The following is a 14,082-nucleotide window of genomic DNA, read 5'->3' as shown; positions in this document are numbered from 1 at the left end:
CGCGCAGGCCCACCCCGCAAGGCCTGGATCTACCGGGCCGGGGTGGTCCCCTCCGGCACATACACCATGCGTCCGTCCGGCAGCCGATAGGTCACGCCGGCCTTGACCCCGCCGCCTTCGCCGATCTCGCCGGTGGACTCGTAGCGGGTCAGCTCCTCGCCCTGCTTCACGGTGATGCGCATGTCGGCCTGGCCGGGGTTCTCGATCACGGTGACGTCCTGGCTGGCGAACGGATTGAGCGGATTGCGCACGATCACGATCATCAGGATGCCGGTGACCACCAGGAACAGGTCGATCAGGTTCACCACCGACAGGATCGGGTCGTCGGCTTCGTCGTCATCCAGGAAGCGCATCAGTGCGCCTCCTGCTGGCGTTCGAACAGGCGCAGTTCCTGCAGCAGCCAGCGCCGGCGCACGGTCAGCACCAGATAGGTCAGGCTGGCGGCAACCAGGGCCAGGATCACCGACGAGAAAGCCACCACCATGTTCTCGCCCACGCCTTGCGCGTCGCTGCGGGTCAGCGCCAGCAGTGCCGGGCCCATCGGGATCATGGTTGCGACCAGGCCCAGCATCGGTGCGGTGCGCGAGACGATGCGCAGGCCTTCCAGGCGTTTGAGGATATGCAGTTCCAGATCGTCGCTGCAGCCGCCGTGGCGGGCCTGCCAGGCCAGCAGCTCGGGCCGGTGGCGGCCGCGGCGGCGCTGCAGCCCTTCCCACAGGAAGGCACCGAAGCTGAGGAAGGCATAGGCCAGCGACAGCAGGATCAGCAGCAGGACCGGAACGAGGAACAGGTGGGAGAGATCGTAGAGCGTGGATTCAAGCGCGTTCATGCGGAAGCCGTGTTGGAAGGGGAACGGGAAGGACCGGCGCGCCGTGCGTTGCGCCGTGACTGCAGCACGGCACCTGCACCGAGCAGGGCCAGCAGCACACCGGGCGCCCAGCGCGTGGCAGGCGAGTGCGCAGCCGGCGGCGGCACCTGCCGCATCACCTGGCCTCGCACCTTCGGCGAAGGAGCGGCGGCCGCTTCGACGGTGGCGGGTTGTTGAGCCGCGGAGGCCGCAGCGGGGGTTGCCGGTGTGGCGGCGGCGCGGCCGAGCCCATAGCCCGGACGTGCCTGCGTTGGTGCCGGCCCCGGCGCTGGCGAAGCCTGCAGCTGCTGCAGGCGTGCCTGCGGTTCCGCGCGGGTGTGGTCATCGGGTTGCCAGTAGCCGCGCGTGATCGCCTCCTGCAGGCGCTGGATCATCTGCACCTGCGCGCTGGCGTTGTGCTGCTCGAACCACTGCGCCAGGCCCAGCTGCCGGCTGTCGCGCACGAAGGTGTCATGCACCGCCTGCCACTGGTCGGCGCGGACGGTAGCTGGCGCGGTCACCTGCCAGCCGAACAGGTTGTCGACGTTCTTCAGTACTTCCAGCGTGCCGGCATAGCCCTCGGCCTGCATCGCACCGATCCACTGCGGGTTCAGTGTCTGCGCGCGCAGCTCATCGGCGAGGAAGCGTGCGGTGCTGCGCGTGCGCGGTGCCGGTTCGCGCAGGTCGGAGACGTACAGTGCCGGGCTGGTGCCATCGAGGTGGCGCACGGCCAGCGCCAGCCCGCCCAGGTACTCGAAAGGATGGTCGGTGCTGAGCAGCCCATGGGTGTTGGAGGAGCGCGACAGCACCGCCGCCTGCACGCCGCGCAGCTGTTCGGCGAACAGGTTGCCGCCGGGCAGGGTGGTCGCCTGGCCATCGCTGCCGTAGCCGTGCTGCAGGCGATCCAGGAAGCCGCGGGCCAGCGCCGCATCGTCCTTGCCCGCCGCGCTGCCGCGCGCCAGCACGGCATGGTTCAGGCCGCTGCCATACTCGCCGGGCGCATTGCTGAAGATGCGCAGGCGCGACAAGCGCTGCGCCTGGTCCGCAGGGACGCCGTCACGCTGCAGGCGCTGTCGCAACGCCAGTGCATTGGCGGCAATCGGGTTGCCGGGCGAGGCCGGCATCGCCGCCAGTTGCTCGATGGCGCCAGCCAGCAGTCGCAGGAACGGATCGAACTGGTCGCGGTAGACGCTGGTGGCCTGGATCACCACGTCGATACGTGGGCGTTGCAGTTCTGCATCGGGCACGATGTCCAGGGCGATCACCTTGCCACCACTTTCCCAGCGCGGGCGCAGGCCCAGTGCGTGCAGCACCTGCGCCTCCAGCACGCCAAGGTGGCGGATGGCCTCGCTCGACCATAGGCTGATGGCGAGTTTGCGTGGTAGCTGCCCATCGTGATCATCACGATAGGCCTGCAGCAGCTGCTGCAGGGCGAGCTCGCCGGTGTCGAACGCTGCGCGGGTGGGAATGCGGTCGGGTTCGAACGCGAACAGGTTGCGGCCACTGCGCAGTTCCGGCGTGCGTATCGGGTCGCCACCGGCGCCGGGCAGTACGAAGCCACCCCCGAGGCCATGCAGCAGCGATTCGATCTCCTGTGTATCGGCCAGAGCTGTATCCAGTTGCACGGCATGCTGCAGCGCTGCGCGCAGGTCAGGGGTGGCGACGCTGCCGATCGGCGCACCTTCGCGCAGGTGGTGCAGCAGCGTGCGATAGCCGAGGCCCTGCTGGATCTGCCGGTAGTCAACCGCAGTGGCCTCCATCGGATCCTCGCCCAGCGCTTTCAGATAGCCCGGCCCCAGCTGCTGCATCACCATCAGCAGGCGGTGCTCGGGCGAAGCCGGTTCGCCGAAGGTATGCAGCCCCAGTGGCAGGTTGCGCCGGGCAAGTTCGTGCAGGTGGTCGTGCAGCACCGGCAGAAAGCTCTCGAAGCGGGCCTGCATGTCCACCGCGCTCCAGCCCAGGTCGGCGGCGATGCCACTGTCGGTGGCCAGGGTGCGCAGGCGTGCGGCGGTGGCATCACGCACCGGCCCCTGGTCCAGCTGCTGCAGTTCGTGCACCACCGCGTGCAGGTCGCGCAGCTCGTCGTACAGGCCGGACGGCGCGAACGGCGGGGTCTGGTGGCTGACCACCACCGCACGGCCACGGCGCTTGGCCTGGATCGCCTCGCCGACGTTGTCCTGGATGTACGGGTAGAACACCGGCAGCTCGCCCACCGCCAGCCACGGATAATCGGCAATCCACAGGCCGCGGTCCTTGCCCGGCGTCCATTCCTGCGTGCCGTGGGTGCCGAAGTGGATCAGCGCATCGGCCCTCCACTGCTGGCGCAGGTACAGGTACGCCGCCAGGTAGTAATGGCTCGGCACCGATGCCATATCGTGGGTGGCCTCGCCGACTCGGCCCGCGCGCGGGGGCTGCGGCATCAGCAGCAGGTTGCCCAGGCGCAGGCGCGGCAGCACGAACATGGCCTGTCCGTGCCGCTGGCGTACCGCGGGGTGGTGTGCAGGATCGCCCCACTGTCTGCGCAGTTCGTCGCGGCGCGAAGCGGGCAGGGTGGCCAGCCAGCGGCGGTAGTCGGCCACCGGCAGGGTATCGGCCAGCCCAGCATCGAGCAGCGCGTCCAACCGCTCGGGATGGTAGTAGCCTCCCAGCAGCGCCTGCAGCTGCTCGATCAGGGTCCTTTCATCCACCGGCTGCGTCGAATACCCGGCCTGTGCCAGGCGTGGCAGCAGCGCCTCGATGCTGCGCGGCACGTTGAGATGCGACGCGGACAGGTTGCGTTCGCCGTCCGGCGCATTCCAGAACAGCAGCGCCACGCGTTTGTCGGCCGCGGCGGTGTGGCGCAGCGCGGCCAGCCGCTGCAGCTTGGCGGCCAGTGCATCGATCTGTTCGGGAATCGGCTGCAGTTCGCCGCGCGCATTGGCCGAGACCACGATCGGATCACTGGCGCCCCAGGCTTCGGGCACGGCGACGAAGGTTGCCAGGGTCGCCATCGGGATGCCGGTGGTCGCCGCGCGCCAGTCATCCGCGTCGCCTTGCCGGTGGTTCAGTGCCTGCAGCACCGGCACGTCCAGTGCGGAAAATTCGGCGGCACGCGCGCTGCCGTTCTGCAGATGGGTCAGGTTGACCAGCGCATCCACTTCGATGCCGCGCAGCGCCTGCTGCAGGCCGTCCTCGGCGGCGGCATCGAACCAGACGCCGAACAGCGCAACCTTGCGCACGCGTCCTGCCTCGATCAGTGCGTCCAGCACCTGGGTCTGCATGCCGCTGAGCACGCTGCCGGAAATCAGCACCGCCACCTTCGGCCATGTCACCTGATTGTCGCGCTGCCACTGCGCCTGCAATGCATGTGGGCTGTCCAGCCAGTGGCTGCCGCCCGTGCTGTAGCCGGTGGCCGGCAGCACCTGCGGCAGCGGCAGTCCGTCGGTCCCGGCACCGCTGCGCCAGGCCTGCAGGTATGCCGCCAGCGTGCGGATGTTGGCCTCGCCACCGTTGCCGTAGTAGCCGGCGATCCTGCGCGCCGCCTCGGCGGGAAGCTGCCCGGAGGCAGGTGCGCCGCCACCCACGCGCAGCCAGGGTAGCTTGCCGTTCTGCAAGGGGCCACCGACCACCGCCATGACCTCTTCGACATCCGTCGGTCGCGGCGTGTCCAGCAGCACCAGGTCGGCGCCCGCTGGCCAGCCAGCGGGCAGCGCCGCCGCCGGGTCGACCACGCGCTGCTGGAAGCGCACCCCTGCAGGCGCACCCAGCGCGTCCAGGCGGGCGATCCTGCCGGGCAGCACGAAGCTGCTGCTGACCACCTCCACCCGCAAGGGGGCGGGCTCGGCACGGGCCGATGTGCCAAGCATCAGCCACCCGAGCAGCAGCCATGTCCACCCGCTGCGCATGGTCAGAAGGCCAGTTCGATGCCGGCATGCACGTAGCGGCCGGTTTCCGGGTACGGGTACAGCGCACCGGTTTCATCCAGCCGCGTGTCGGCCAGGTTGTCGATGCCGGCCACCACGCTCACCGCCGTGCTCACGCGCCAGCGCGCGTCCAGCGACCACAGCCAGTAGTCGGGCAGGGTCACCTGGCTGCTGCCGGCCACCTGCTGCTGTGGGCCGATGTACTCGCCGCGCACGGCGGCCTGCAGGGGGCCGCGCTGCCAGTTCAGCGCGGTTGCACCGCTACGGCGCGGACGTTCCGGCAGCCATTGGTCGGCCTGACGGTCGCGTGGGTCCAGCCAGCTCCAGTTCGCCTCGAAGGACAGATGCTCGCTGATCGGCGCGGTACCGGCCAGCTCGAGGCCACGGATGCGTGCACGGGCCACGTTGGTGTAGTTGCGCAGTTCGCGGCCGCGCACGCCGCAGGCACGCACGCAGGTGGTCTGGATCAGGTCCTTCAGGTCATTCTGGAAGGCAGTGGCCTGCAACGACCAGTGCTGCTGCTGCCAGGCCACTGACAGCTCGGCGCTGGTGTTCTGTTCCGGCTTCAACTGTGGGTTGCCGACAATGGTGAAACGCCCACCGCCGCCCACGGCGGAGTACTCCGGCGAAAGCTGTTTCAGGCTCGGGGCCTTGAAGCCGCTGCCGATGCCGCCCTTGATCGTCAGCGCGTCGGTGGCATGCCACACCGCATACGCACGGGGGCTGTGGTGCCAGCCGAACTCGGGATGGCGATCACCGCGGCTGCCGAACACCAGCGAGAGCGCGTCGCTCACCTGGATCTCGTCCTGCACGAACAGCGCGCTCTGGTTGGACTGCAGGTGACCACTGCGTGCGCCCGCCGCATCGTCCAGTTCCTGCCGCCGCCATTCGCCGCCGACGCTGACGCGGTGGCGTGCACCCAGCGCAACGGTGGCGCGCGCATCGACGATCTGGTCGGTCAGCTGCTGCGGCCGCGAGGCCTCGCCGCGGTCGCGACGGTTGTCGCGGTCCAGCGTCGCTCGGTAGGCACTGACCCGGGTCTGGCCCCAGTCCCAGTCGCCCTGATGGCTCAGCGTGGTCTGGCGGCGACGAATGTCGTCGATGGTCTCGTACACATAGGGTGCGGCACCGGCCTGCAGCGCATGGCGGCGGCGTTCCTCGCGGCCCAGCAGGTGCGACAGGTCGATGCGCTGGTGTGCGTCCGGGGTCCAGGTCAGTACCGCGCGGCCGGTGTTGGCGCGGCGTCCCTCCTGCTCGTCCAGGCGGTCGTCGGTTGGGTCGCGGGTGGCGTCCTTCTGCCGGTGTTCGGCAAATACGCTCAGGCCCAGCGTGCCGGGCAGCAGTGCGCCACCCGCATAGACGCCGGCCTGCGCGGTGTTGCCGCCGCGGTCGCCGCCCACCACGCCAGCGTTGTAGACCAGGTTGCCCTGCCAGTCGTCGGTGGCGCGGCGGCTGATCACGTTGACCACGCCGCCCAGTGCCTCCGAGCCATACAGCGAGGACATCGGGCCGCGTACCACCTCAATGCGTTCAATCGCCGCAGCCGGCAGCCAGCCCAGGTCGAAATCCGAGTGGGCGATGGCATCGGCCGACGCGCTTACGCGCTGGCCGTCCAGCAGCACCAGTGTGTAGCCAGGGTCCATGCCGCGGATGCGGATGCCACGACGCCCGAAGCCGACGCCGGCCACGGTGACGCCCGGACTGCCGCGCAGTGCGTCGGCCAGATCCAGCACCGGCCGCAGCTGGATCTGCTCACGGGTGATCACGCTGATGGAGGCGGGCGCGTCGCTGGCCAGGCGATCGGTGGCAGTGGCGGTCACCACGATCGGATCCAGCTGCGAAGGTGCCTCTGCCGCCGCTGCCAGTACGGGGGCCAGGGCAAGGAGGATCGCGCCGGACAGTCGGCGGGCGGGGACGGAACGGGACATGGGAAGGGGTCGCTACGGATGTGACGATATAACATAGCATTATCTTCACGAAATCTTCATAGGCCGAAGGTCCTGCCTGTGGCGACGTCGCTGAACGGGGGTGCGGTATGGCGGCCGGACGCCTACAATCCCCGCTCGGACCGTCGCCATCACGCCCATCATTCCCCGGTCCGGCCTTGGCACCTATGTCTCCCAATGCCCTGGCGCTGGTCGAGCTGCTGATCCGCGAGCGCCGTGCGTTGTCTCGCTTCATTGCGCGCTACCTCGACCCGGCCAGTACCGAGGACACCCTGCAGAACCTGTACCTGAAGGCCAGCAGCGTGCCCGGCGACCCGCCCATCCTGGAGCCGCGCGGCTATCTGTACCGGATGGCCTACCACCACGCGCTCAACCGCAGCCAGGCCGACGCCCGCGAGCGGCGTGCGATGGCCGAGTACGCCACCGACATGGCGGAGGTGGGCCACGACGGCGAGGCCCAGGCGCTGGACCAGGCACAACTGCGCGAGATCACCCAGGCCATCCTCGCGTTGCCAGCGCAGGTACGCGAATGCTTCGTGCTCAACCGCTACCTGGGCCTGAGCGAGCGCGAGATCGCCGCCCGGCTCGGCATTTCCAAGAGCCTGGTCGGCAAGCATGTGCTGCGCGCTGCGTTGCTGATCCAGCAGCACCAGCAGGGAATGCATCGATGAGCGGCGATTGCCGTGGGCAGATCGCGCCCGCCGTTGTCACAACAGGAAAGCGCACCCGTTCGTGGTGCGGCAGGCCACAACCATGACCACGTCCGAACCCTCGCCGCGTCAGGCCAGGCAGGCGTTGCGCTGGGTGATCCGGTGCAGTGCAGGCCCGCTGCCGGAACGCCAGCAACGAACCCTGCAGCGCTGGCTGCAGGCCGATCCCCGCCACGCGCTGGCCTGGCGTCGGCAGCAGGCCTTCTGGCAGGGGCTGGATGCCGCCGGGCCCGACGTGCTGGCCGCGCTGCCCGAGTTGACGGCGGATCGCCAAGGGCTGCGTCCGATCGCGCCGCGCCGCCGCCTGCCGTGGCTGCTGGCCAGTGCTGCCGCGGTGGTGCTGATGGTTGCCGCTGCGCCGCACGCGCTGCTGCTGGCACGTAGTGACCTGCGCAGCAGCGATGCACCGCGCGTGGTGCAGCTGGAGGACGGCAGCACGGCGGTACTCGATGCCGGCACCGCGCTGGCACTCGCGTTCGACGGCGAGCAGCGGCGCGTGCGCCTGCTGCGCGGGAAGGCCTGGTTCCAGGTGGCGCATGAGCAGCGACCGTTCCAGGTCGAGGCCGGCGGTGGCCAGATCCGCGATATCGGCACGGCGTTCAGCGTGTCGATGCAGGGCGCCACCATAACCACCGAAGTCAGCGAGGGCGTGGTCGATGTGCGCCCGGGCGATGGCAGCGTGCAGCGCCTGCACGCCGGGCAGGCACGTGTGTTCCGTGACGGGCGCTGGCTGCAGCCGGTGCAGCGGGAAGATCCCGGGTCCATGGCACCGTGGCGGCGGGGAGAGGTCGTGATCGACGATCAGCCGGCCACGCAGGCCATCGCCGATCTGGCACGCTACCGTCGTGCCCCGGTCTGGGTGCTGGGCGGGCAGGGCGCACGCGTACGGGTCAGTGGCCTGTTCCACCTGCAGCAACCGGAGACCGCCATCGACGCGGTGGCCGCGCAGGCAGGACTGCGCGTGCAGCGCTTGCCCGGCGGCGCGCTGGTGGTGTGGTGAGGTGCCGCCGTTTCCTGGCGGAAACCGCGGCATGAAAAAAAACATGAAAAAACCGTGGGCACTCGCTGTGCCCCGCTGTCTATAGAGGTATAGCCAGAGCGAAACACCGTTTTTCCTCAAGCCAGACACGCCACCGGCACCGGATGTGCCGGTGGTCCCGCCCCGCTTGAGGAGTTCCTGTCCATGCCGTCCACGGCATCCGCCTGTCATCGCCGCGCCACTGTCCTGGCCCTGGCCATCTCCACCGTATTGCTGCCGCTGGCCTGGGTGCCGGCCGTGCAGGCGCAACCGGCGATCGTCGCGCCGCTGCGCCAGTACACCATTCCGGAACAACCCCTTGCTGATGCCGTGCGTGCCTTTGGCCGCCAGGCCGATGTGCAGGTGGTGTTCCGCAGCGACCTGGTGGAAGGCCGTCGCTCCAGCGCGGTGAGTGGCGAGTACAGCCAGATGCAGGCCCTGCAGCAGCTGTTGCGCGGCAGCGGCGTGCGCGCGCAGCGCGGCATGGACGGCACCTGGAGCCTGCGGGCCGCAGCGGAGGCGGGTGAAGGGGAAGGGGTGCGGGTGACCGAGACACTGGACGTGGCCGGTCGCCTTCAGTCGGAAGGGGGTGAGGCGCGCGATCGGCGCGGCTACGATGATGTGTTCGCGCTGGACCTGACCACGGCGTATTCGGGGCGCGACCGGGTGGAGCGCTACCGCGGCTCCAACCCGGCCGACGTGGTCAAGGATCTGGTCGGCGTGTTCAGTGGCGATGCGCGCAACAGCGGCGCGCTGGACATCAACATCCGCGGCATCCAGGGGCCGGGGCGGGTGCCGGTCAGCATCGACGGTGGCGAACAGGCGCTCACGGTCTGGCGCGGCTACAACGGCGTCAGCAACCGCAACTACATCGATCCCAACCTGATTGGTGGCATCCAGGTCATCAAGGGGCCAGGGCTGGTGCGCGATGTGCACAGCGGGATCGGTGGTGCGCTGGTGATCAAGACCATCGACGTTGACGACATTGTTGCTGCCGGCGAGCGCTTCGGCGGGGAGCTGAAGATCGAAGGCAGCAGCAATGCGGTGGCCCCACGCCTGCCTCGCCTGCACACCGGCGAGGACTACCGAAACGTACCGGGCTTCCCGCAGGGCTCGCCGAACTCGCCCTATGACGACCGCACCCTGGTGGTGCCGGTGAAGTCGCGCAGTGGCAACAACCCCTTCGATGGCGAGGACCAGGCCTGGCGCCTGGCGCTGGGCGTGCGTGGCGACAACGTCGACCTGATGGCCGCCTACGCCTGGCGCAAGCGCGGCAACTACTTCTCCGGCAGCAAGGGAAGCGCGTACTACGACCAGGACCGGCGCGAGCAATACGAGTACCAGGGCATCGACTACATCACGACGCTGGCGCGCTACTTCAAGCCGGGCGATGAAGTGCCCAATACTTCCAGCGAACAGGAGTCCTGGCTGGTCAAGGGCAGCTGGCAGATCAACGATGACCAGCAGTTGAAGGCGACATGGCGGCGCACGCTGTCGCACTACGGCGAGATCATGCCGTCGCGCATCCTGTCGGCGCCGGATTATGGTCGCATCCAGTGGCCGCTCAGCCGGGTCGAGTCCGATGCGTGGAACCTCGAGTACCGTTTCCAGCCCGCCGACAGTCGTTGGCTTGATCTGTACGCCAACCTGTGGCGCACCGAGACAGACAGCGATACCTACACCGCCGGTGGGTTTCCCAATTTCGCGCCGGGCAATCCGGCGTGGAATCCCGGGGTCAGCCCGATCCTGCGCAACACCGCACTGGCAAATGCGCGCAATGACCGCACCGGCCTGACCCTGAGCAACCGCTTTGCGCTGCATTCCACCCTGGACCTGACCGTGGGCGGCAACTGGCAGTACGAGAAGCTGGGTTCGCGCGACCCCTACTTCGGCACGACCGATGGATGGCGCATGTTTCCACGTGCTGGCCGGCGCCAGGAGGGCGAAGGCTATCTCAACCTCGAATGGCGTCCGGTCGACTTCCTGACCCTCAACGCCGGCGTGCGCTACAGCCGCTACTGGGCCTTCGATGATTTCCTGCAGGCGCATCCGGAGCTGCTGACCAAGGGCGTGGGCAGCAAGGAGGCGACCTACCGGACGAATGAGCTGCCCGAGCGGCCGGCCAGCCTCCAAGCGGAGATCGATGCACTGGAGGCCGAACGCGAGTTCTGGGAGAGCATCGGCATGGGTTCGGTGATTGACGATGCACTGCATGGTCTGCTGGCGTACTACGAGACGCCGCAGGCGGTGGAACATCGGCTTCCGTGGTTGCCCGATGCCAACGGCAACTATGCCCGTGCGACCAACCCCTGTCTCAACGGCAAGGTGGCGGCGATACCCGGCGTGCTGCCGATCTACCCCGGCAGCGACCTGGTCTGCAATATCGGCAACACCATGCAGTCGCGGCCGGTGGACGGGCGCAATGACCGCCGCCGCGATCACGCGTGGTTGCCCACTTTCTCGGCCACGGTGAACCTGTCCAGCGCCGCGCGCGTCTACCTGCGCTACAGCGAAGCAGTGCGCTTCCCCAGCATGTTCGAAAGCACCATCGCTTTCTCCAGCAGCCTCAATCCGCTGTACACGCTCAAGCCCGAGCATGCCTACAACTACGAGCTGGGCTACGTGCACAACCTGTCGGGCCTGTTCGGCAACACCGCCGATGCCGACGTCAAGCTGGCCTATTACGTGCACAAGACCCGCAACGTGATCGAGCGCGACGCCTACTTCCTGTTCGACAACATCGACAAGCAGACCATCCGCGGCATCGAGCTGCAGGCACGCTTCGACAACCGGCGGTTCTTCACCGACCTGGGTATTTCGCGCACGCTGGAAAACGAGGTGTGCGACGAAAGCACGGCAGTGCTGCTGGACGCCAACCGTGGCCTGGTGCCGAACTGCGTGCAGGACGGCTTCGTCAGTGGCTACCTGCTGACCCAGGCGATTCCGAAGTTGTCGGTGAACCTGTCGCTCGGTACGCGCCTGTTCGATGAACGGTTGGAACTGGGCAGCCGCATCGTGCACTACCAGCGCCACGAAAACCCCGACCTGCAGGCCTACCGCGACCGGTTGCTGGCCGGTGGCAGCAGCCTGCTGTGGCAGAACGTGCCGTTCACCTGGGGCAACATCACCACCGTCGATGCATACGCGCGCTGGCGCTTCAACGAGCACGCCAGCGTCGAGCTGGTGGGCAGCAACCTCGGCAACCGCTACTACGTCGACCCGGCCACGCGCTCCACGCTGCCGGCGCCGGGCCGCACCCTCAAGCTCGGCATCACCGCGCGCTTCTGACCTCCGGCTTTCAAGCGTTGTACCCGTAGTTCCCACAACCCAAGGAGCAATACCATGAAGATGATCTCCCGCTCGGTGCTCGCCGTTGCTGCCACCTTTGCCCTGGCCGGCGCCGCGCATGCCGCTGACATCGTCGGTGCGGCCAGCCCGGTGACCGACGCCGAGCTGTACGTCGCCGTCGGCGAATCGCAGGTCAACGGTGGCCCGCACCAGGCAGGCAAGGCCGGTATCGGCGTCGGCACCGTGTCCAACGCAAAGCCTGTCGATTTCCAGGGCCTGAGCCTGTACTCGGGCACCACCACCGTCAATGGCACCGCCGTGCGCACCCTGGCCATGCCGATCACCGGCGCACCAGGCAGCCATGCCGGCATGGGCCACTTCAACTTCGTCAAGGTCGGCAGCGGCGATGTGTGGTTCGGCGAATGGTCCAAGGATGGCGCCGCCGGTGGCTTCAACAACCGCCAGGTGTACTTCGTCGGTGACCGTGCCGGCACCACGCTGCCGGCCGGCGTAGCCACCTACAGCGTCGCGGGCCTGAACAAGTTCAACGGCAGCAACCTGCTGTCCGGTACCTTCCGTGCGGACTTCGGCAGCGGCAAGCTGCTCGGCGGCCTGACCGGTGGCGGCCTGGCGATCAACGTCAACGCCAACATCAACGCCGCCAACGCCTCGTTCGCGGGTACCGCCACCGCCAACGGCACCGTTGCCGGTGCCACCCAGGGCCAGTTCTTCGGCGCCAACGCCGCCACCCTGGCCGGTATCGCCACGTTCGCCGGCAACAGCCAGTACGACACCGCCTTCGGCGGCAGCAAGAACTGATCGCCACGCCCCTGACGGGGCAGGGCAGGGACAAGCCGCGATCCGCCAGTCCCTGCTTCGGCCCGCTGCATGCACCACCACGGATCGACCATGCGCCACTCCATCTTCCTTGTCGTACTGCTGTTGGTTGCCACCGATGTGTGCGCCCAGCAGGACGATCTTCGACGCGTGCTTGAACAGGGCACCGACCTGCGCCACCAGCAGCAGGACCAGCAGCGCCTGCAGCAGGCCGAGTCGGCGCGGCCGACCATCACCATCGACGGCCAGACGCTGCGCGTGGAGCGCACCGTCGACGATCTCGGCCAGGCGCTCTACCTGTCGCTGCAGCATCAGCAATGGCAGGCCGCCGCTGCGTTCCTCGAGGAGTACATCGAACTGCCGGGGCATGACCCTCTGCTGCGCCACTATGCGCAGGGGGCGCTGGCGCGGGTGGCCGGCGACCATCGCCGCGCGGCGAAGGAGTACGAACTGCTGCTGGCGGCGCAGCCGGATTTCCTGCCAGCCCGCCTCGAGCTGGCGCGTGTCTATGCGGAAGACCAGCGCGATCGCGATGCGGTTGCGCTGTTCACGGCCATCGCTGCAGGCATCAATGCCGATGATCCAGCCACGGCCGGCGTCCGTGCCCGCGTGGACGGCTACCTGGGTGCCCTGCAGGCGCGCCAGCGCTGGAAAGGCGCGCTGTCCGCCGGCCCGGCGTGGAGTGACAACATCAACCGCAGCTCGGCCAGTCGCACCTGCCTGTTCGGCGTGGGCGACGCCTGCATCATCGAACGGAAACTGCCCGACGCCCAGCGCGCGGCGGGCCTCGACTACGACGCCAGCCTGGAACGGCGCTGGGTGCTCAGCGGGCATCATGGGCTGTACGTGCGCGGTCTCGCCTTCGGTCAGGCATGGCGCGGACACAGTGCCTACAACGAGCTCAATGCCAACGTGCAGGCGGGTTACAGCTGGCGTAGCGCACGGCAGACCGTGATGCTGGCCCCCAGCTATGACTACCAGGGCCTGGGCAACCATGCGCTGCAGGGCGGCAGCGGCGTGCACGGGGAATGGCAGTACGCTCTGGATGCGCGCAGCCTGCTCAAGCTGGAGGCCGACTGGAAGCGCCAGCGGTATCGCCAGCAGGGCCTGGCCAGCAACTACGACGGCGAGCTGGCATCGTTGTATGCCACCTGGTTCCGCGCGTTCAATCCGCGCTGGACGGTGTTCGCCGGGCTGGATGTCACCGGCAGCAGCGCAGCCGACCCGGCCAACGGCTACCGCCAGCGCGGCCTGCGGCTGGGCGCGGCACGGCAGTGGAGTGGCACCACGGCCACGGTGTTCGTGTCGCTGCGCCATCGCGATTACGATGCCTGGAGTCCGCTGCTGGAGGCGCGCAGGAAGGACGACGAGCAGAACCTGATCGCCATCGTACGCAGCGAGCGGCTGGCCGTGGCCGGGCTGGTGCCCAGCCTGAGCCTGCGCTACGCCCGCATCGACAGCAACGTCGGCTGGCTGTACAGCCACGACCGCAGCCTGCTCAGCCTGAAATGGGAGCGTGCGTTCTGAACGCGCC

General features: G+C 68.5%; 9 protein-coding genes. 5 read left to right on the top strand and 4 right to left on the bottom strand.

Translation table 11 applies throughout. The features are described from left to right. Positions 1–29: 29 nt before the first annotated feature. The 4 genes from ACYKG1_RS11920 to ACYKG1_RS11905 are packed head-to-tail and all read right to left on the bottom strand — an operon-like array spanning position 30 to position 6,677. Positions 30–353: a DUF2149 domain-containing protein gene (locus ACYKG1_RS11920; protein ID WP_100472739.1), complete on the bottom strand. Its 324-nt coding sequence runs from the start codon at positions 351–353 to the stop codon at positions 30–32. Next, entirely contained in the window at positions 353–829 is a 477-nt protein-coding gene (locus tag ACYKG1_RS11915) for a MotA/TolQ/ExbB proton channel family protein (RefSeq protein WP_100472736.1), read from the bottom strand. Before ACYKG1_RS11915 ends, ACYKG1_RS11920 begins: the two co-directional genes overlap by 1 nt. Next, complete coding sequence (gene cobN / locus ACYKG1_RS11910) at positions 826–4,692, bottom strand: cobaltochelatase subunit CobN (protein WP_478470602.1); 3,867 nt, start codon at positions 4,690–4,692, stop codon at positions 826–828. The genes ACYKG1_RS11915 and cobN overlap by 4 nt, the downstream gene beginning before the upstream one ends. Positions 4,693–4,733: 41 nt before the next feature. Beyond that, on the bottom strand, positions 4,734–6,677 hold the full coding sequence (locus ACYKG1_RS11905) for a TonB-dependent receptor domain-containing protein (protein ID WP_478470600.1): 1,944 nt from the start codon (positions 6,675–6,677) through the stop codon (positions 4,734–4,736). Positions 6,678–6,862: 185 nt separating this feature from the next. On the opposite strand from ACYKG1_RS11905, the gene ACYKG1_RS11900 reads away from it, so the two are divergent. The 5 genes from ACYKG1_RS11900 (at position 6,863) to ACYKG1_RS11880 (ending at position 14,075) form a co-directional block, all read left to right on the top strand. After that, the gene (locus tag ACYKG1_RS11900; RefSeq protein WP_478470598.1) at positions 6,863–7,366 is read left to right on the top strand and encodes an RNA polymerase sigma factor; all 504 of its coding nucleotides are present in this window, start codon (positions 6,863–6,865) and stop codon (positions 7,364–7,366) included. An 82-nt stretch (positions 7,367–7,448) separates the two neighbouring features. Further along, complete coding sequence (locus ACYKG1_RS11895) at positions 7,449–8,405, top strand: FecR family protein (protein ID WP_478470596.1); 957 nt, start codon at positions 7,449–7,451, stop codon at positions 8,403–8,405. 183 nt (positions 8,406–8,588) lie between these two features. Beyond that, positions 8,589–11,711 (top strand): TonB-dependent receptor, encoded by a 3,123-nt coding sequence (locus ACYKG1_RS11890; protein ID WP_478470594.1) that lies wholly within the window; start codon positions 8,589–8,591, stop codon positions 11,709–11,711. 54 nt (positions 11,712–11,765) lie between these two features. Further along, positions 11,766–12,530 (top strand): Slam-dependent surface lipoprotein, encoded by a 765-nt coding sequence (locus ACYKG1_RS11885; RefSeq protein WP_049422975.1) that lies wholly within the window; start codon positions 11,766–11,768, stop codon positions 12,528–12,530. Positions 12,531–12,620: 90 nt separating this feature from the next. Beyond that, positions 12,621–14,075 (top strand): surface lipoprotein assembly modifier, encoded by a 1,455-nt coding sequence (locus ACYKG1_RS11880; protein ID WP_478470592.1) that lies wholly within the window; start codon positions 12,621–12,623, stop codon positions 14,073–14,075. The last annotated feature ends 7 nt before the right edge of the window (positions 14,076–14,082 follow it).

Source organism: Stenotrophomonas sp. 85239_Sma (genome assembly GCF_056481725.1).
The sequence above is the reverse complement of the archived record's forward strand: the minus strand, read 5'-3'. Positions and strand labels throughout refer to the sequence as shown.

Excerpts from the sequence above, each read along its gene's own strand:
- ACYKG1_RS11920 (WP_100472739.1), bottom strand. The coding sequence starts at position 353 with ATGCGCTTCCTGGATGACGACGAAGCCGACGACCCGATCCTGTCGGTG.
- ACYKG1_RS11915 (WP_100472736.1), bottom strand. The coding sequence starts at position 829 with ATGAACGCGCTTGAATCCACGCTCTACGATCTCTCCCACCTGTTCCTC.
- cobN (WP_478470602.1), bottom strand. The coding sequence starts at position 4,692 with ATGCTTGGCACATCGGCCCGTGCCGAGCCCGCCCCCTTGCGGGTGGAG.
- ACYKG1_RS11905 (WP_478470600.1), bottom strand. The coding sequence starts at position 6,677 with ATGTCCCGTTCCGTCCCCGCCCGCCGACTGTCCGGCGCGATCCTCCTT.
- ACYKG1_RS11900 (WP_478470598.1), top strand. The coding sequence starts at position 6,863 with ATGTCTCCCAATGCCCTGGCGCTGGTCGAGCTGCTGATCCGCGAGCGC.
- ACYKG1_RS11895 (WP_478470596.1), top strand. The coding sequence starts at position 7,449 with ATGACCACGTCCGAACCCTCGCCGCGTCAGGCCAGGCAGGCGTTGCGC.
- ACYKG1_RS11890 (WP_478470594.1), top strand. The coding sequence starts at position 8,589 with ATGCCGTCCACGGCATCCGCCTGTCATCGCCGCGCCACTGTCCTGGCC.
- ACYKG1_RS11885 (WP_049422975.1), top strand. The coding sequence starts at position 11,766 with ATGAAGATGATCTCCCGCTCGGTGCTCGCCGTTGCTGCCACCTTTGCC.
- ACYKG1_RS11880 (WP_478470592.1), top strand. The coding sequence starts at position 12,621 with ATGCGCCACTCCATCTTCCTTGTCGTACTGCTGTTGGTTGCCACCGAT.